Source organism: Mesorhizobium sp. M0816 (genome assembly GCF_040320005.1).
Classification (GTDB): Bacteria; Pseudomonadota; Alphaproteobacteria; order Rhizobiales; family Rhizobiaceae; genus Mesorhizobium.
Genome location: NZ_JAMYOT010000004.1, coordinates 205,880 through 223,944, shown reverse-complemented (window position 1 = coordinate 223,944; position 18,065 = coordinate 205,880). Strand labels below are relative to the sequence as shown.

General features: G+C 56.8%; 22 protein-coding genes. 11 read left to right on the top strand and 11 right to left on the bottom strand.

The features are described 5' to 3' along the window. Positions 1-59: 59 nt before the first annotated feature. From NKI17_RS07875 to NKI17_RS07865, 3 genes are read right to left on the bottom strand one after another with little or no spacing between them, the layout of a single operon-like run. On the bottom strand, positions 60-2,957 hold the full coding sequence (locus NKI17_RS07875; protein WP_352905628.1) for an SEC-C metal-binding domain-containing protein: 2,898 nt from the start codon (positions 2,955-2,957) through the stop codon (positions 60-62). A gap of 14 nt (positions 2,958-2,971) precedes the next feature. Continuing rightward, positions 2,972-4,255, bottom strand: a complete 1,284-nt coding sequence (locus NKI17_RS07870) for a YiiX/YebB-like N1pC/P60 family cysteine hydrolase (protein ID WP_352905627.1) — start codon at positions 4,253-4,255, stop codon at positions 2,972-2,974. 8 nt (positions 4,256-4,263) lie between these two features. Then, positions 4,264-4,839, bottom strand: coding sequence for a hypothetical protein (locus NKI17_RS07865; protein WP_352905626.1), 576 nt, complete (start codon positions 4,837-4,839; stop codon positions 4,264-4,266). 402 nt (positions 4,840-5,241) lie between these two features. Between NKI17_RS07865 and NKI17_RS07860 the strand changes: the two genes are divergently transcribed. Continuing rightward, entirely contained in the window at positions 5,242-6,615 is a 1,374-nt protein-coding gene (locus NKI17_RS07860; RefSeq protein WP_352905625.1) for a tyrosine-type recombinase/integrase, read from the top strand. Between the two features lie 333 nt (positions 6,616-6,948). On the opposite strand, the gene NKI17_RS07855 is transcribed toward NKI17_RS07860, so the two are convergent. After that, on the bottom strand, positions 6,949-7,701 hold the full coding sequence (locus tag NKI17_RS07855; protein WP_352905624.1) for a hypothetical protein: 753 nt from the start codon (positions 7,699-7,701) through the stop codon (positions 6,949-6,951). A 301-nt stretch (positions 7,702-8,002) separates the two neighbouring features. On the opposite strand from NKI17_RS07855, the gene NKI17_RS07850 reads away from it, so the two are divergent. The 5 genes from NKI17_RS07850 (at position 8,003) to NKI17_RS07830 (ending at position 10,963) form a co-directional block, all read left to right on the top strand. Then, positions 8,003-8,398 (top strand): hypothetical protein, encoded by a 396-nt coding sequence (locus NKI17_RS07850; protein ID WP_352905623.1) that lies wholly within the window; start codon positions 8,003-8,005, stop codon positions 8,396-8,398. Positions 8,399-8,512: 114 nt separating this feature from the next. Next, entirely contained in the window at positions 8,513-8,911 is a 399-nt protein-coding gene (locus NKI17_RS07845; RefSeq protein WP_352905622.1) for a DUF2513 domain-containing protein, read from the top strand. Then, positions 8,908-9,189: a hypothetical protein gene (locus tag NKI17_RS07840; RefSeq protein WP_352905620.1), complete on the top strand. Its 282-nt coding sequence runs from the start codon at positions 8,908-8,910 to the stop codon at positions 9,187-9,189. Before NKI17_RS07845 ends, NKI17_RS07840 begins: the two co-directional genes overlap by 4 nt. Positions 9,190-9,268: 79 nt before the next feature. Beyond that, positions 9,269-9,985 carry an AbiU2 domain-containing protein gene (locus tag NKI17_RS07835; protein WP_352700654.1) on the top strand — a complete coding sequence of 239 codons (717 nt, stop codon included), beginning with the start codon at positions 9,269-9,271 and terminating at the stop codon, positions 9,983-9,985. A 381-nt stretch (positions 9,986-10,366) separates the two neighbouring features. Continuing rightward, on the top strand, positions 10,367-10,963 hold the full coding sequence (locus tag NKI17_RS07830) for an FxLYD domain-containing protein (RefSeq protein ID WP_352905619.1): 597 nt from the start codon (positions 10,367-10,369) through the stop codon (positions 10,961-10,963). Positions 10,964-11,099: 136 nt separating this feature from the next. Here NKI17_RS07830 and NKI17_RS07825 read toward each other — a convergent pair whose 3' ends face one another. The 5 genes from NKI17_RS07825 to NKI17_RS07805 form a co-directional block, all read right to left on the bottom strand. Continuing rightward, on the bottom strand, positions 11,100-11,279 hold the full coding sequence (locus NKI17_RS07825) for a hypothetical protein (RefSeq protein ID WP_352700652.1): 180 nt from the start codon (positions 11,277-11,279) through the stop codon (positions 11,100-11,102). Positions 11,280-11,524: 245 nt separating this feature from the next. Next, a complete protein-coding gene (locus tag NKI17_RS07820) occupies positions 11,525-11,701 on the bottom strand; it encodes a hypothetical protein (protein ID WP_352700651.1) in 177 nt (58 codons plus the stop codon). Positions 11,702-12,235: 534 nt separating this feature from the next. After that, positions 12,236-12,553, bottom strand: coding sequence for a helix-turn-helix domain-containing protein (locus NKI17_RS07815; protein WP_352700650.1), 318 nt, complete (start codon positions 12,551-12,553; stop codon positions 12,236-12,238). Positions 12,554-12,619: 66 nt separating this feature from the next. Next, positions 12,620-12,970, bottom strand: a complete 351-nt coding sequence (locus tag NKI17_RS07810) for a hypothetical protein (protein ID WP_352700649.1) — start codon at positions 12,968-12,970, stop codon at positions 12,620-12,622. A 79-nt stretch (positions 12,971-13,049) separates the two neighbouring features. Continuing rightward, a complete protein-coding gene (locus NKI17_RS07805) occupies positions 13,050-13,625 on the bottom strand; it encodes a recombinase family protein (RefSeq protein ID WP_352905618.1) in 576 nt (191 codons plus the stop codon). A gap of 360 nt (positions 13,626-13,985) precedes the next feature. Between NKI17_RS07805 and NKI17_RS07800 the strand changes: the two genes are divergently transcribed. From NKI17_RS07800 to NKI17_RS07785, 4 genes are all read left to right on the top strand, one after another. Further along, positions 13,986-14,666 carry a hypothetical protein gene (locus tag NKI17_RS07800; RefSeq protein ID WP_352905616.1) on the top strand — a complete coding sequence of 227 codons (681 nt, stop codon included), beginning with the start codon at positions 13,986-13,988 and terminating at the stop codon, positions 14,664-14,666. Between the two features lie 27 nt (positions 14,667-14,693). Next, positions 14,694-15,098, top strand: coding sequence for a hypothetical protein (locus NKI17_RS07795; RefSeq protein WP_352905615.1), 405 nt, complete (start codon positions 14,694-14,696; stop codon positions 15,096-15,098). A gap of 96 nt (positions 15,099-15,194) precedes the next feature. Further along, positions 15,195-15,611: a hypothetical protein gene (locus NKI17_RS07790; RefSeq protein WP_352905614.1), complete on the top strand. Its 417-nt coding sequence runs from the start codon at positions 15,195-15,197 to the stop codon at positions 15,609-15,611. Positions 15,612-15,662: 51 nt separating this feature from the next. Further along, positions 15,663-15,941, top strand: a complete 279-nt coding sequence (locus NKI17_RS07785; protein WP_352905613.1) for a DNA -binding domain-containing protein — start codon at positions 15,663-15,665, stop codon at positions 15,939-15,941. A 181-nt stretch (positions 15,942-16,122) separates the two neighbouring features. On the opposite strand, the gene NKI17_RS07780 is transcribed toward NKI17_RS07785, so the two are convergent. Then, positions 16,123-16,533 (bottom strand): hypothetical protein, encoded by a 411-nt coding sequence (locus tag NKI17_RS07780; protein WP_352578754.1) that lies wholly within the window; start codon positions 16,531-16,533, stop codon positions 16,123-16,125. Positions 16,534-16,874: 341 nt separating this feature from the next. On the opposite strand from NKI17_RS07780, the gene NKI17_RS07775 reads away from it, so the two are divergent. Beyond that, positions 16,875-17,567, top strand: coding sequence for a hypothetical protein (locus NKI17_RS07775; protein WP_352905612.1), 693 nt, complete (start codon positions 16,875-16,877; stop codon positions 17,565-17,567). Here NKI17_RS07775 and NKI17_RS07770 read toward each other — a convergent pair. Next, complete coding sequence (locus NKI17_RS07770) at positions 17,560-17,904, bottom strand: hypothetical protein (protein WP_352578750.1); 345 nt, start codon at positions 17,902-17,904, stop codon at positions 17,560-17,562. The two genes, NKI17_RS07775 and NKI17_RS07770, sit on opposite strands and share 8 nt — an antisense overlap. Between the last annotated feature and the right edge of the window lie 161 nt (positions 17,905-18,065).

Below are 18,065 nucleotides of genomic sequence, written 5' to 3'. Positions count from 1 at the left end.
AAAATTACGTTCTATTGAGTCCTTGCGCAGGCGCTGGATAGTGCCTGTCGCCGACCCTATCAAAGGAGTTGCCCGTGGCACTTTTTGTACTTTTTGCCTGATCCGCATGGGCATTGTTCGTTGCGCCCGATCTTCGGCGCCGCTGCAGGAGCTCGTCCACATGGGATACGCCCGTTCCCCTTCAGTTGCACTGCAATGCGCTCCAAGGAACCCGGCGGCAGGACCCACTTGGGTGGCGGCCCGAACGTACGAAGATTCTGGATCAGCTCACGTTGATCGGCCAGTTCCTTTTGTACCACCGGCTTAAGTCCTGCCTCGTAGGGCCTGAGCCGAGCCATTTCCGCCTCTGCATCATCAAATCGGCTGCAATAGGCCAAGACCACGGCGTAGTGAGAGCGAACGGTGATAAGGTAATCCGCCAACTTCCATTGCTGGAGTTGCGGCAAGACAATCGACTCCATCATGTTCAATGCGCCATCGAAATCGCGGCGGCGGATAAACTGGTCAACGAGATCCTGCGCAACACGGAATATAGAGTCCGGCGCACGTGCCAGATCGTAGAACTTCAGGGCGTGAATGCGCGCAAAAGGCAAAGGTTTGCCTTGCGCATCCGATGCCTTGGCTAAAAGGTCGAGGGAATCCGCAAGATGCTTGATGTCGTCAACATCCGCTCCCTTCTTCAACATTTTGGCAAGGTCCGGTGCATTGTTGCCGATGACCAGTGCGGGCGTTAGCCCGATGAGTTCATAGTATTCCCCTATCAAGGGCTCGACCCGCGCGGCGGCCGCCGTCGGCTCTCCAAGTGCGAGTTCCGCACAGGCGACATTGTATGAAAAGGTCCGTCGATGTCCGGCTGACAGTTCTTCAACGATTGGTACCAAGCTTGCTATCAGGTGCCCTGAACCCCGACGATCACCAGTCCTCGCCAAGAAGTTCATGCGCTTCATGCCCACACGAAGCCGCTCTTCTGCTCCGAGATCATGAGCAGTGATGAGCGCGTCCATCTGATCGAGCCAGACGGCCGCTCGATCCGAGTCGGCTTTCATGTCCGCAAAGGCCAAGGCATCAAGAGCCTTGATGCGCTGGTCTGGAGGAAGGGTTTCGTCTTGCGCGCCTTGCTCAAGATAGGGTTCAACCTCGGGCCAGACGCCCATCTCATGGAACAGTTCTTCCGTCGCCATCTCAACCAGCATATCGAGCCGGCCCACCTCACCCGTGAGCCGCAAGAACAACGAGAGTTTCGCCGGGGTCCAGCTCGTTTCAAGGCTTTCCTGGACCACTGTTCTCAGGGCGTCCTGACGCGTCCTCATCGCCTCCGTACCGTGAAGAGCAAGCCGCCCCTTGCCGACGACCCGAGCCGCGTCATGCAGCTTGATTTTGTCGCCGGCAAAGGCCTGCAACAGACCCCGGCTCAGGAGATGGCGAAGAGATTGCAGAAAGATCGGACGTTCTGGTCCTCCAACTCCGACGACATATGAGCCTGCTTCCTCACGCGTGATGGGCGCATCACAAAGACTAAGGAGATCCGCGACCTCGCCCACAGCGGCCGGCAACCGTGCAAAGACACGCCCGAGAATATGGTCTTGCGCCATCTCTCTGGTGTGGGCCGAGCGCGCCAAGTCTGCACACAGGCGCTTCACCAAACCCTCGTAGTCGGATCCTGCCACAGAGAGCGCATTCAGGACGAAAAGCGGAAGACCACCCGTCAAGTCGATCAAGCGCTGACAATCCGCAGCATCGGCCTGACAGCCGGTATCATGCACCGCAGCGGCAACCGTGTCAGGTGCCCACCCCCAGAGGTTTTCGCGCGCAACGCCGACAATGGCTTCGATCGCAGCGACTTCACCCTCCGGTCGGCCAAGAAGTACGAAGCGGATATCCTTTGCCGCCTGAATCACACTGATCAGGTCGTCAGCGGCCAGTTTGTGGACATTGTCCAGAGCGACCGTTACGACCTCACCACGTTCATTCACGTGGCGCGAGAGGAGCTGCAGGATTTCGCGGCCAGAAGCGCCAGGGAGAAATATCTCGCCGAGACCGTGCCCGCCTCCGAGCAACCGACCAGCGATTTCGCGCGCAACGGCATTGGCGAGGGCCGGACCTGGCATGTCGGCAACGTCGAGATAGACCAGATGGCCCGTAGCGTGCTGAGCGGATTGCGCCAGCCATGACGTTTTGCCTGCTCCCGAATAGCCAACTATCAGGCGGACGCGCTCGCCCGTCGAAAGAACTGGCTCATCCTGCTGTACCCGATAGGGAACCGGAGGCATGGGTAGATCCTGCAATTGTAGCACCAACTGCTCAAAAAGGGCCGGAAGGTCCTGTGCTGCAAAGACATGGTCGAGCGACGCCTTTTCTCCCGTCGCCGCCAGCGTGACGACGCCTGCCAGCTTCCAGACAAGTGTCTCCGGCGCGAGGGTTGCAAACGGCAAGGTTTCTGCCAGTCCACAAGTTGCCTGGACGGTTTCCATCAAAGAGGGTTGCGGGACAGGAAGTATCCGGCTGGCCGGTTCGGCTGCTGGCCAGTCGATGCTTACATCTGCGGGCCAATCGCTTGCAGCAAGCCTTTTCAACAAAGGCCCGTTCGGCTCCGCATTACTGACAACGATGAAACGCGCGGCACCGTCCCGCTCTGCTCTGGCATGAGAGGCACGCAACTCCACAAATCGTGCCATGGCGCTTTCAATGTCATCCCAAGCGAGGGCTTCCTTGCGATGCTTCACCTGGACATAGATGCGGGTGCCATCGAGCTGGACCTCGACATCTTCGTCGCTCTCGACGGAAACAGTCTGCACCTTCAACGTTGCAGCCGATAATAAGCATTGAACTGCGTAAAGGTGCTGGAAAAGGAAGCCACGATGCACAGCTTCAATTCGAACCAACTGCGCGGGGTCCAGAACGCTGGCTTCGGCTTGGGTCGTCAAGGGCGGCGCGTGCTCCCCGTTTACAGCGTTCATCGCAGCTTCCATTTTCATTGTGCGACCAGAAACGGGACCAGTGCGACCAGAAACGGGACCAGCACGTTGCCCATGCCTCGCCGAATTTCGATGCAGTCCTCGCAGAGACGCAAGGATGGTACCCCTGGCATAGTCTCGGCACCGTTGACCAACCGATAGTCCAGCGCTGGCTCGTCTCCACATGATGAGCACACGGTCGCGCCGCCCTCGGCTTCTACCGCGTGACGGGACAGCGCCGCTAGGTGTGGTTCGACGCGGTCAACAATCGAATACCAATAGGCACTATAGGGCTCGATCTGTTCCATGTGCCGTTTCAGGTCGTCTGGATAATGTTCGGACAGCCACGCGTAGGCGACTTCCCTGCGCAATTGGTCGTTCTGAACGAGGGTTTGATAAAGCTCTATCTCCAGGCGGAACGACTCACGGAGGTATTGGCTGTAAAAAGCCCGCAATTGAACGAGATTGACCGCGAACCGCACTCCTCCGCTATAGGCTTCTTTGATCGTACCAATGCAATAGTCCCGCAGCGCTTCAGGCGGCCCGGTCATCTGGTCGATGAGGCCTAGGTCATAGCGCCACGGATGTGCAGCAGTCTCAGTTCGCCACAGATCAAGATAACCGCTGTCGCGAAGGGCAGCTGCTATGACTGGATCTGCATCCGGCCTGTCGACGAGCAGGGAATGGAGATCGTTGAAGTTCTCCACATCCGGATCAACAGAGCGCGCTGCGGCGAGAACGGCGTTCTGGGCTTTGTGCATAGCCTTGATCGGATTGCTGCGAGCTCTCCACCATTTCACCTCCTCTGGAGAAACCGTTTCGGTCTCAACTGATATCTCCATCAGCAGGGGGCTGCGCCGCAGATCTTCTGGCGAGCAATAGTCGGCGTCTGGGACAAGATCGATGCCTGCCTTCTTGTAGACCCGGGCGACCAGACGGGAGCAGAACTGGCGTTTCGATCTCGGTTTACGCACTCCAGCCACTGATCGGATGGCCTCCGGCAGGGAATACTGCGCACCGATCTCGGCGCGGGCATAGTCGATGACGTTCGACAAGATTTCGCGAGCGACGGGCTCCGCCAGGCGGAAGTGAAACACACGTTCGATGTCCTCAAACAACTCGCGCTGAAGATTGCGCGCCTGGACGCCATCCATCGTAGAGTCGATGAAAGAGCCGTGCTGGACGCAAATCATAGCGTGTGACACGATGCCATGCGTTGCAAAGCGGACCAACGTGCTGCCTGGTCGAGCCGTGAACAGAATGTCTCCCGGCTCAACACTGTCGATCTTGATGCGCTTCACGTCGCCCCTTACTCCGCAGAATGGTCAATGAATAGCTCTTTTGCAAAGAGCCTCAATTCATCATCTACTTCACCACCTCGATACACCACAACCTCGGAAATCGCCGCTCTCTTGCAATCTATGATTAAATGTAAGCCAACCGTATACTCGTAGTCTCCGGCCATCGTGAGGCCACGAAGCTTTGCGACATCAAGATCTAACCCCCTATTATTCCCGGCCTTCTTCACCTCTACGACCGCACAGTTGTAAAGGGTACGTCTACGGTGGACGATAACGTCGGGGAAGATCGTGATAGCCGACGTGTCATCTGGGGATGTTTTGAACTCCTCCGGCCGAGGCAGGTTTTTCACTTTGTCCCCTAACCGGTTGTATTCGCAATCGGTATGCCACTGATCGAAGTAGGGCGCGATGTGAACTGCCAGATGGTGTGTCAAACTGCGCTCGTTGACACTAACTTCCAACAGATCAGTTTCACTGGCGAGAAATGCATGGGTGGCCTTCGCAAGCCTGGCAATCGTTTCCTGTGGGTTAGGGAAATCCTTCGGACGATCAGGATCCGTCCAGATTTCAGGTTCTGTTGCCATTAGCCAAGCCTCCAAGCTCTTCGTCGTAACACCATAGCGCTGACAACGACCATGTTCTTATCATTGCACCAGTTGTATTTGGCGTAGGTTTTGACAATACCGACTTTTTACTGCACCGGCCACAACACCCGCGCAAATGGGTTTCGAAAAATCCGTTACACGAAAGTTACATGAAGGAAATTAAAAGAACCGATAATCATGTAACTGACTGAATAACTTGGCGCACCCGACGCGATTCGAACGCATGACCCCTTCCTTCGGAGCGCCCCAAGTACGATAATCCCAGATTATCGAAATTGGTAATCATTTGTTTTTGTGTCATTTTTGATGACTTGATGATCATCATTACTTCACTTTCCATGTAACATTTGCTATAAATCGGTTACATGGAAGTTACATGAAATGCCCCAATTATTTTTAACTGACGATCTAGTTTTTACCGCAAATTGCCCTTCTGGGAAAGGCCAGGAAATTTACTGGGATTATCCGGTTGGAATAGACGGCCGCATTCGCAACGACTCCGTTTCAGGGCTGGGTCTCCGTGTGACTGCGCTCGGAAATAAAGCCTTCGTCCATGCCTACCAGTTCAATGGCAGGCGCTATCGGAAAGTGCTCGGGACAACGGTTGTTCTCACCGTATCCTCTGCCCGACTGACGGTGGGCCAGCGGCAGCGCCGGCTGGAGGCCGGCGAAAATCCGGATTTCGACCGAACCGACCCCCGCCGGGCCCACCTTCTGACGGTCCGTGAGGCGATTGATCGCTATTGGGAAAGCCACGTGAGCGGCCTTTCCCAAGGCTACCGTTACAACTTCGCGATTTTCGTGGCCCATTGGCTGCGCCCTACCCCGAAGGTCGCCAGCAAGCGCGGTCACAACAGTCGGCGGCGTTACAAAGATTTCGGAACGCTGTTTGCCGACCGGCCGCTCTCCTCGATCAAGCCGCTCCATATCGAGGAATTCCAAAAGCAGTTTACGTCGCCCTATGTGTTCAACAGCGCGCTGCGGCACGTTCTGGCGCTCTACAACTGGGCCATCCGCATGCAACTGGTGGACATGCGCAATCCGTGCACCCCCATCCGCGCGCGGAAGCAGATCCGCCGCCGCCGGGATTATTCCACTGAGCAGATCCGACAAATCGCGGCCCACATCTTCTACCCGGTGTTTGAGGCTGTGCCTGAAATCGATCACCTGGAAGGGTTCATCAAGCGGAACATGGCGCTGGTCAAGGGACAGGTGGCAACCGCCAACGACCAGATGCAGGAACTCTGCAATTTCATGGGCATCCTGTTCCTGACCATGGCCCGCCCCAGCGACCTGGCCAAGGCGGAATTCGACCATTTCGATCTGGAGAAGCTGGTCTGGCACAAGCACAACACCAAAGGCATCAAACTGTCGCGTTCACTCTACGAGTACGCCTACCGTTCGGTGCCGATCCATCTTCGGGTCGCCGGAATGGTGCAGGCCCAACGCCTCCGCTGGCCTGACAGCAAGTTGCTGTTCCCCTCCCATACCGACATGACCCAGCCCCGCGACAACTTCCGCAAGGGGCTGGACCGGTTCAAGGCCCTTCCTGGCGTCCCCGCGTATTTCCAGCTCTACGACCTTAAGCGGATCGCGATCTCGCTGATGTTGGCGGGCCAAGGGGTCTCGCATGAAGCCATATCGCACTACGTCGACCACAAGGGCAATCTCGAAACGACCATGATCTACGATCTCGGCTTTGTTGATCCGATGCGTCCTGTCACCCAAAAGCTTGGCGACCTTCTCGGCGTATAGGCTTGAAGCTTTTACGGGAGGGGTGACGCTTCGTCGAGTTGCCCCCTAAGTTCGTTCGACAGTCTTATAGCAGCTCCGGCAATCTGTTTGGATTGCAGATACCGCTTCTCGCCATAAGCCTTTTTGAAAGCTTGTGGACTGCGAAGATTCATGACGTCAATGAACTTGTCTATGTGCTGCTCGGGCACAACTGAGGCAACCCTGGCATCGCAGATCCGCTGAATTTCATGCTTTAATTCATTATCGGAGTACCCACCGGCCGCGAAAAGCCAATAATTAAATGCAATACAGGCGAATTCGTCGTCCGTTTCCGCGGACGCGTAAGAGTACAAGCTAGCGACAAATAGGATCGGAAGGCTCATCCTTGCAATAGTACGCACGAGTCTCGATCTCTCTCTTATTGTGAGTTTCCAGCGCCGATTCATCACGGTTCATAATATATGCCTTACGTGCCTCTTTGTCTTTTTCCATTAATCTATTTGCACTTGCTTTCACCAAAGGATTTTTAACTCCAAGCAATAGCAGTTTAGCGGTGATCGTGTTGTAGACGTTGCCCATGTGCCATTCGAAATTGCGCAAACGAGCCACGTCTTGCGCCTGCCCCTCAGCGATTGACGCTTGGAAATGGGCGTCGGAGCTATCGCTAGGTTCCTCGGCGATCTGGTCCTGAGGCTTTCCATCGCAGCGATCCAGCGTAATATTATCCTGCCGCGAGTCGATATTGTTCTTGTCGAGAACGTTGAGATACATCTTATCTGTCAACGATATCTTTATTTCTACAATCCAGTCGGCGGAAACGTACCAGAGATTGGTATGATAACCGAGATATTGCATGCGAAACCTTGCGTCATACCCGTTGGTAGACACGCGCGCGAGTGAGATGGGACCCCGTTTTGCAGACTCTCTTACCTTGTAGCGCTCAGAGGTCGACAGTAGCACGTTTAGTGCTTGCAGCACCGAACCGCTATTGTTGAAATCAATGTCAAAACGACAAGACGTATCGTCGGTCAGCAAGCTTCCGTCCGAAACAAGGTAAGGTTCGGCGACGGCTGCCTCCCGCATCGCCAGCAGAAGACCTAACGCCACTGTGGCCTTTAGAGGCGACATATTCGGCCTATTCAAGCGGTGAGGATTGCCCTTCCGCAATGCTTATAGAGTAGCGTTCGAAATGCCAAGTGCCGCAAGGTCGTAATAGATCGTAATTCCCCTCCGGCTAACGGCCGGTTTGCGCTGCCTGACGCGTCAATAGTTTAATGGCCGAACAGCCGGTCACCCAAAAGCTCGGCGCCCTTCTCGGCATATAAGGCTTGACGTCATTTTTGGACTGTGAGGCAATGAACCGGCGGCACCCTTCGCCGCAAAAATCCCATCAAGGAAAGTATGGCTCATGGACGCCCTGCAAGCGCTGGTGCTGACCAGCACGCAATTGCGCGACATGCTGACGGAAGCTGCGAAAATAGGGGCCGCCCTCGCCGTTGAAGAACTCCGCGCAGACCTTCACCAGACACCAGAAGATGCTACTTTACAAAAGCTCCGCGGCTACCTGGCCGACCCCGCTTCCCTCGCCAATCCCAATGACCACTGGGCGCATAGCGAGCTCATACGCCGGATCCAGACAACGGCGCGCGGCAAGCCAAAATCCACGGCGTGGTTCATGAAGTTCCAACGGGAGACCGGCCTGAATGAGTGCTTCACCCGCCTAAGCCCCGCTTATGGCCGAAGAAGGGAATGGTCATTCGCCGATATTAGACTGGCATGGGATGCCTATTACCGGAAACGGTAGCAGGCGATGAAACATGTTGTGCCGGCCCGATCGGGAATCCAAGTTTCAAGTCTATCTGTGATAATGTCCTTATCGGCTATAGAAGAGGGACGTGAACAGCATGAGATCGCCGGAATGAAACGCGACATGGATTTGGTTCGAGACGTGCTGCTTGCGTTGGAAGATGTCCCTGCGCACTTCGGCGCTCCCGTGAAATTGACGATTGGCCAAGCGCCACTCGCTTTTGCTGACCGGCCGGACGGCGATGTTGCCTACCACATCCGGATCATGACCCAAGGCGAATTCATCTCCATGGGAGGGATCAGTGAAGACGGGATAACAATCGAAAGATATCACGGGTTTCGGTGGCTCGGTCACGAGTTTCTGGACGACGTTCGCGATCCGAAAGCCTGGAGCGCGGCAAAGGATGGGGCCAAGAAGGTGGGGAGCGGAAGCCTAGGTTTCATATGGGAAGTAGCTAAGTCACTTGGAAAGTACGAGCTTGGCAAGCGGTTGGGAATCCCGCTGCCTTGAACCAGGTTCTCACCTTATCATCCCCGGCCCTCCTGCTGCCCGAAATGATAGCCGCCTGCCCTGAGCAGACAGTCACCCGATTCCTTGAGTTCTTCTCCGCCAACACCCGCAATCCGAACACCCGCAACGCCGACGCCCGCGCTGCCGTCGACTTTCACGCCTGGTGCGCCGACCGGGGCCTAACCGCCCTGTCCGCCATCCAGCCCATCCACGTTGCTGGCTGGACAAAAGAGCTCGGCCGCCCCCATTCGGTGCCGACGGGGTGGAACGGATCTTGACCTAGGAATGGCGCGCCGAGATTTTCCCACCTGGGTTCAAGGGCAGACAGCAGCCGACCGCGTAGCGACGGCTAAACCCTTGATCCACAAGCTTACGGACCACGTCCTCGACGTGATAGCGGTTCATGAAACCAACGCGCTGGTCCTCTACTCCCCGCTTCTATCCTCCCAGATACCCCAGTCGTATGCGGCTCACGCCTTCCGAGTGCTACAATCGAGCCTGCACCAGATGGAGCTGCTGCGCCTGTCGGCGTTATGGGACAAGGCGGACTTTCACGTGGCGAGTATCCCTTCGGCGGTCATGCTGATCGATCATCCAGATGTTCTTGCCGCCCTCGCCGAAGAAACGCGGGTCGCTCATGCCGGCCGTGGGGTCTACAACATGACACGCGAGACCGACCCCGCCCTGCAGGCGGAGATCGAACGTATGATGGACGAGCATCAGCGGTCATTTGCCGAGGACCAGGCGCGCAAGACGGTGCGACGGCTGAAAGCGGCAATCCGCAAAGCTAAAGCACTCGGTGCGTCGGCCGAGATGGATTCCGTGCGCAATGTGCGCGACAAGCACATCGCCCATTCCCTCGCGCAGACACGCCGCGAGCAGAAAGCGACGGTCCAGCCGCTGAAATACGGGGACGAGCGGAAGCTTCTGAAACTGACAATTCCCTTGATAGAAAGCCTTTATTGCTGGGTGAACGGAAGCAGCTTCGACATTGCTACCGACTCGCGCCGGCTTGCACGCAAGTACGCCAAGGAGCTTTGGGGCAACTGCAATTTCACCATTCCGACGAGATAGGACTAAGGGGCTCCGCCCCTCGCGCCCGCAAGAGCGCCGAGCCTCGGCTTCGCCTGCGGCCGCACCAACACCCTCTTGCAGTTGCTACCCCGGACCTCGCCGGTCGGGCAGGGGTGCAGGGGCCCCCCTTTTCAACAAAGAGCAAGCCGGACAGAAGGCGCCCGTCAGCCGTCAATAGCTGATTCTGGGGATGGAAATCTCTGACCGGATCAATGAGCTGCGTCAGCTTGGTCACCCCTCCACACCATACCTCCAGGAAAGTACATCTTTATCGTCGAGCTTAGGCTGCCATTTACGCGCTTGTGATAGTCCAGCCGAAATACTGAACCGGCGGACTTGGACATGGGCGAGACAAAGGGATCATTCGGAAGGCGCGGGGCCGTGGCAGCTCCGGTGTCGCCAATTCTGGTACAGATGCCGAATAAGCCCCCCGCCAGGTCGGCAGTTGGCCAGATCTTCGCTTTCCTGACGGCGGATTGGACGCGCGTTACCGCAATCATCGTTATTGCGATCATCGCGCTCCCGGTCATTACCTTCCGTATCTCCGAGAGCCTGAAATCGCCCGAACAAAAAGCTGCGGAGGCGGCTAAATTCCAGCAGATGCTAGCCGAGGTGAGAGCGAAAAGTGCCAAGGAGAATGAAGCTGAGGCAAAGGCCAAAAGTGAGGCCGAACGTATCGCGGCAAGGCCTGACCTCAAGATCGATGGCTCAAGATGCGGAACCGAATACGGTTTTATTAAAATCACCGGCAGGGTCACGAACAAAACGACCCGGCCAATCGAAAATCTGATGGCCGTCGGTATATTCTCCAGCAATGGCGATTACGTGAAGTCGGCAACGGCGATGGTCGAATACCAGCCCCTGCTTCCTGGGCAAACCAGTCCCTATACGGTGATGACCACCGCCAATCCCGCGATCACGAACTGTTTGACCACGTTTAAAACGATGTTCGGCGGCGAGGTCAGCTCGGACCACTAAGGCCGCTTGCTACGCCCTCCCATTTGTCTCCGCGTCGGTCGCTCGTACCGGGAATTGGCGTTCGTTTCCAGCCACTCGCGAACACGATCCGGATGAGGGTCCGATCTGCCGATTTTCATTTCGGCAGCGTTGGAGTTCATGGCGATCCGCGTGAGCGGATCAGCACCCGGGCTTCCCGTATGAGCGACGCCCAATGGGCACTGCCCAAAAGGCTGACCAGCTCGCGAGCTTGTTCATGGGTGATGTCCGTTTCACTGACGAGCCGTAAAACAGCCGGGCCGTCCACCGATTGTGGTCTGTTGGGCTCGTCGGTCATCCCAGAGGGTCCTCTCCATGCCACAGGAAAGGATCGTGTAGTGCTGGGCAACTAGTGGACACGACGGAAACGACTAGCCCGCCGAGCGCGGGGCGCGGCGGGCGGTCACGCGTCGCACCAAGCTGGGTGGCGGGGCTCGGGGTACGCCTGGTGGGCGCAGACGACAGATTATTAGCAAGCTGACAGAGCCTAGTCTACCGCCGACGGAGAGGTCGCCCGCGTGGGCTGACCGCCTTTGCCGATTATCAACGACGCGGCTCATCCATCCGCTTTTTGGAGGGGTCTTGGTGATTTTTCCACCAGATGACGTACATTGATCCGATCTTGACCATCGGCACACGACGCTCACGTTCGCGGACGCGCAGCTCGCGATAGGTCTTCACCTTCAGCGTGCCCCCAGGCAGCCTGATGCGTAACGCCATGATCAATGTCCTCGATGGCGGAAACCTACGCGTCTTTTGTGACGGAAGAGCAACTCAAGTTTTGCTGAGCGAATAAAGTTCCGCCTTTGAGGCTACGGAGGCAGCCGCGAGATCGTGCTGTTGCTGACATTGTAGCGGTGGGCGACCTGTCCCTCGCCTCGCCGGCGGCAAGCCGTGCCAGCGCCTCACGTCGCTGCTGCTGCCATTTGGCAGCCCACTCGACAAGGAACAGTACCAGATCTGACATTTCCGACGTCGTGTCGATGGAGGGCCAGCAAGCGCAGCCCGGCGCCGGCCGCCGTCACCGTAACCACAGCATGGACGACGTCACCGCGCTTCAGGGCCCTTAGCAGCCGCTGGAGTTGACGGCGGTTGGCATCCTTGCCGCTGCGCTTCTCAGAGAAAATCTTACCGCAGCCTGCAGGCGCTCAATCTGGGCGGCGAAGTCCTGCGACTCGGTGACTTTGCCCGCCTACCAAAGTCTCAATGAAAAAAAGGCGGCCTCCTGGCCGCCTCCCTTCTCGATTGAACCGGCTATTCGGCAGGTTCGCTGTTTCGCCGTTTTACGCGTGCGACCAGATCGGAGACGACTTTAGGGTCTTCAACGATCATGTCGATCAGCAGGGCCGCGGCGCCCGTCGGTTCCTTTTCGGGCTGCTCCCAATTGCGGACAGACGCATAGGGAAGACCGAAAACGTCGGCAAACTCCTGCTGTGTCAGATTGAGGGCGCGACGGATCAGCTTGAGCTTTTCACGGCTGCCCCCCTTCCAATGCCGCCGCACGATATCGCGAGTGCTCTGTTCGAATGCGGCAACGATTTTGTCATGCACACCAGATGATACAACATTCACCGTGATGTCTCCTCTATGTCTGGGTTTCTGATTTTATTGCTCTTCATTGATCTAGAAGGTCGTTTCTCAGCTGTTGAGGAATCCATCGAACAGGTACCTGAGGAACATGCCGGCGAGCCGTGCGCCCAACATGAGCTTGTTGATCTCCGGCTTGGCCGGCGAGCTGTCGACGGTTGTCAACGAGCTGCAGTCCAAGTCTTCGACCCCTTCGATCCAGACGTAGTTCAGATCAAAGGTGCCATGACCGGTAAAAAAGACTCTCAACTGCCGAAACGCCGGTGTGGTAGCCGACGCGACATTACCCAAAGTAGGATTCAGGCGAAGCCGCCGTATGGTGGACAGCAGCTTCTTCCGCGAGATGCCGATTCTTGAAACATCCTCGCAGAAGCTGGCAGAGAAGTAGACCTTTGTACGCATGGCGACCTTCCAGAAAAGTGAAGAGTGCTACCTACGAAGCGCCATATCAGCATGCTTCATAACTTACCGTCAAGGGAAATTATGAAGCACTTTGGGTAGCAGCGCGTTTTTCACGACACAACCGAGAGATCGTGCTGCGGCTGACGTCGAATCGCCTTGCAACCTGCTGCGCAGGTTCCCCGGCAGCCAGCCTGACCAGCGCCTCAGTACATTGAGCGTGCGAAAGCTTTGGCTTCCGGCCAAACTTAACGCCTCTGGCTTTGGCACGGGCTCTGCCGTAGGCGGTGTTCTCGAGGATCCGGCGCCGTTGCCACTTGGCCGCCCATCCCACGATGAAAAGCAGGAGGTCCGACAATTCCGATGTGGTGTCGATGAAAGGCTCATCGATCAGGCGCAAGCCACCGCCCGCTTGCGTCACCGATTTCAGGATGTTCAGCAAGTCAAGCGGATCCCTCGCGATACGGTCTGTGACCACCGCGAGTACCACGTCGCCCGGCCTTATGGATTTGAGCAATCGCTGAAGCTGCGGGCGGTCGACATCTTTTCCGCTTCGCTTTTCGAAGAAGATCCGCTCGCACCCGGCTGTTCTCAAGCGCTCTACCTGACCTGTCAGGTCCTGCGCCTCGGTAGATACACGCGCATACCCATATTTCATCCGCCTGGATTTTCGCTGTTGCTCCAAAAGTCACGATATTTGCAATACGATCTTCCCTTCATATTTGATCTTTTTTCAAGGAAATCCGCCGCTTCTTGCCTAAAACACGAGCATAAAAGCGAAGGTGTGCTTAACCTTGGCCAGTCCATAGTCAGACGCAAATATCGTGATTTCTGCGTAAACGTCTCGTCTCTCTCCAGCCTCCTTATAGGTGCACCTTTGAGACGTAGCCCAGCCTTGTCCTCCGTCGCGGCCGTCGAGGATTCCAGATATCACCGGCAGGATCGAAGCCCCGTAAACATCGTAGGACGAGCCCGCATTTGGACTTTGGTAGTCGCATTGGCGTTAGCCGCGACGCCCGTGAGTGCGCAGCAGAAGCTGTCCCTTGAAGTAACCGTACCCGCCGCTACCCTGCCTTCGAGCCTGTTCAGTCCCAATGGTGGCGCAGCCGATTTTCTTGGCGTCGGCCTGGGCCAGACCGTGGATGACATTCGAAAAATATTGACCGGCCAGAACTTTACCAACGAGGATTCGTCCGGCCGCTTCCTACTCGACGAGGAATATTTCACCGTCGAGATCATCGCCACGGGGCCCAACAGGTACTTTACCTACGTGATCTGGACTGGGCCGGAGGATGCTGAAGCCACCCAAAGCGTAAGGGTGGAGTTCTCATCTCCCCTGACCGGCCAGCGCTCCACCGACGTCAGGCGATTTGTCACCTACAACGACGGCAAAGGCCCGTTGCTCGCCACGCTCCGTGCGGCGATCGTCCAGAAATTTGGCCCGCCAAGCGTCGATGGCAACTCGTCAATGCGCTGGTTTTGGAGCAAGGGGCAGCAAGTCAAAAAGAGCGCCGCCCGTGACAAGCAAATGGCGATCGGCATGGACGTCAGAAGCGATTACGTGACGGCCATCACCTACGAGCTGGTCGACGACGCCGCAGCGGCCGCCGACCGGGATCAGGTTACCCAATTCCAGCAATCTGTCGAAGGTGCCGCGAAGAAGATCCGCGACGGGAACGCCGCCGCGCCGAAGCTCTAGCTCACATCGCAACAAAGGAGGATGACTTTGAAAATACGCTCGTGCGTACAGATTCTTGGTGCCGTGGCCCTCGCCGCCAGCCTTTCCATGGTTACCCAACCGGCCGCCGCCAGGGACATCGTCGGGTTCGTCGATCAGGTGACGAAGCAGGCGAATCCAAGCCTGATTCTGATCCTTCACAACAAGGAGGCGTGGACCAGCAACATCATCGACACCATGACGGCGGTGCTGATAGCCAGGAATTTCAAGTATGACTTCCATGGCTACAACCAGGGGGACCGTCCGCGCGACATCGCCCGATCGTTCAACTGGCCGACTTACGGCGCCGTGTTCTGTATGGGTCAGCCCATGGACTGCGACCTGATCAAGGTCCAGGCCGAGGGGAAGGGCTTTGAAGGCGATTTTTACAACCACATGCTGGAAAAACGATAACGATTCTTGCCCCGTCTTGTAGCGTGGCGGCCTAGTCGGTAGCGCATATGACTGCTACCGGGCCGCTGCGCCTTCATCCAGATTGTCGAGAGAGATATGACTTCCATTCGAGCGCTCGTGATTGCTGCCGCAGCCGTTCTGGTGGCCGCTCCAGCGATCGCCCAGGAAGAACAGCCTCAACCAACTCCGACACAGAGGTTCAAGCTCGGCCAGAGTGACGGGTGCTTCCGCTACATTGGCGACGCGGTCGAATTCGTCGGCCGCTTCAAGGCCGGGAGCTATATCGGTGTGTCCATGATCACCATCGGCCGTGACGGCCTGCCGACACCGGCCGCCGACGAGGACCGGACGCCGGCTATGGACCTGCCTGAAACGAAAAGCGCCTCGCCGTATTTCTGGTTCGGACCCACGCCCCGGACACAGGACTATTCCGTCATGTTCACACCCCGGGCAGCCTGGGGGAGTTCCGCCTTCGTCACGATCTGCGGCCGCCAGTCCCCGCCCGAAAACTGAGCCGTGCGGTACAGCGCTTGCTTGGCCGCGAACAGCCGCTAAACTTCAGACATGGTCAAGCCGCTTCTCGATCCGGATGTCGCCGACGAGGCGCCGACGTCTCCGGTCCTTACCGGATATGATGAAGAGCACATGGTGACCTATATGCGTCTGCTCGATGCCGCCGCCGAAAATGCCGACTGGCGGGAAGTCGCCAAGATCGTCCTGCATATCGATCCAGCCAAGGAGCCCGAACGCGCCTTCCGGGCCTGGGAGACGCATCTCGCGCGTGCCCGGTGGATGACCACGACCGGTTATCGATATCTGCTGGCCGGTGGCGCACCTCACTGAAGCCCTGAAATCCGGCTGGGCGGGCGGGGCGCGCGAGGGGCGGATCAGGGGCGCCCTCGCCTGTTCTCAGTCGGTTCGATACTGGCCTGAGGACATTCCGGCGCAAAAAACCCGGAACATCGCTGCCCCGGGCCAAGGTTTTCCGGCCTCTATTCGGCGTCGAGCACCACCTCATCACGGCTTACCCCTTCCTGGCTGACCGGCATCCATAGCGCGGCGGGGAGCCAGCCCTTGCGCCCAGTTCCTTCTCGGCCTGCAAGATGCCGTCGGGTTTCGGCGCACGCTCAACCGCTTTCGCGGCATCCTTCGGGCATCCGGCTTCGCTCGTCACACCGGCGATGTCGGCCTTCGACAGGCAAGTGAGGAACACCGCATCCGGCGCCTTCTGTGCCGAAGTCTTCTTTGCGCGATGAGGCCGCTTGCTGAACAGGTCAGCGACTTCCTCGGCAATCACGGCCAAAAGCATCAAGATTGCAAGCTGTGCGAAATGATCGCCTGCAAATGGAAGCACCGAGGCCCAGCCCGGCTTGGCCTTTTCAATCAGCACCACCACGAGATCGGTGATCAACGCAATTCGCATAAACACGGACATAACAGTCTCCCTGTCGTGACCGGCCGATCGTCTACTTTTTTTTGAACTCGCCTAGTTTGTGGCCAAGCAATGCCAGCCCGCTACGGTCTACGCCGGCATGCACCCTTTGCATTCTGTCGCCTTCGACCGTCTCCGTCGAAACATAGGGCAGATGAGTTAGCACTCCTGCCGCATATTAGCTTTGTCCAGCTTCAACCAGCGCACGTTGGTGTGCGCATATCAGGAGCGATAGCGAGTGGTAACCACTTGCGATTACTAGGCACATGCGCTAAGCGCTGTTGTTCGTTAGAAACATGCCGCTGCTGGTCAATCTGCCTGTCGGCACTTAGTTCGGGGGCAGTATGGGTGACTGGGCGGACGTTTATATCAACGGCCTTGATGAGAGGCTGTCACTTCAGCGGTTGGCGCTGTTTTACATCCCATCGGCGCTTAAACTGATGAGCGATAATGGTATTACCAAAAGCTCTCTAGCGACCTTCTCCATGAATATCAAAGGGAAGCCTTCCGCTGGCCGTCAGGCGATAGCGAAAGTGGCCGAATGCAAACCGGTGGTTTATGATTCCGCAGTTGGATTCGTAAGTGCTTTCAATATGTACTGTGAACGTGAAAGTAAAAGTGCCCAATTGGCAAATTTGGACATCGTAGCTTGCGTATTCAGACTAGAAGGCCTCGATGCTCGGCTGAAGGCATTGAATGTGACGGTTGAAGCGCTATGTTCCGAAACCAAGATTTCGGCGGCGGTTCTGGCGTCGGCGATCAATGGCTTTCGCGTTCAGCTAGCCGACGCACTGACCGTCCTAAATATCTTGAACAAGCTGGCGGAGGCCCGGACTCCCCCTGTGCCTCCTTTGACGATATCCGATTTCATCGTCATTTCCCCGAAGCTCAACAGGATGTCGATTTCAAAAGTTTCTGATGAAACATACGTTTACTCGAGATATGACCTGAAAAATGCGCCTTCGGACGGCCATCCTTGGACAATAAAAGGGAAGCAACCCGAACGGGCCGCTTCCCTTAGAAAGGTTCCTAACTGAATATTGCCCCCTTTACCACCAGGTCTGGGGGTAGCGATCGCAATTGCCGGCAGACCTCGACATCGAGGTTTCCGCTTATGTAGACGTTTCTGCCTATCGTTTGCAGAGTGTCGCAGCCCTCCAGATCCACATTTCCAAATACCGTTAGATTACTGGGCAAGGCGCGAATGTTCGTCCCAATAAGATTAAGATTGCCGTAAATAGTCAATCCATCGGGAAGGTGATCCACTTCATCATACCCTTCTAAGTCCAAAGAGCAGTTCAGCGTAGCAGGTCCCGATATCGAGATAGAGCCGTCCACTATACCGATCTGACAGTAAATACCGTTGACAGTCATGAGAGTACCTCCTGCCCCACACGCGGGGCGCTGTGGGATTGAGGATGAAGCTTTTCGATGTTTCGGCGTATTCCACATGCTGCCATTAACCTCGCCGAGCGTCAAACTATTCGTATGCGGCGCGATCTATCATTCCGACATGACGGCTTTTTAAAGCATAG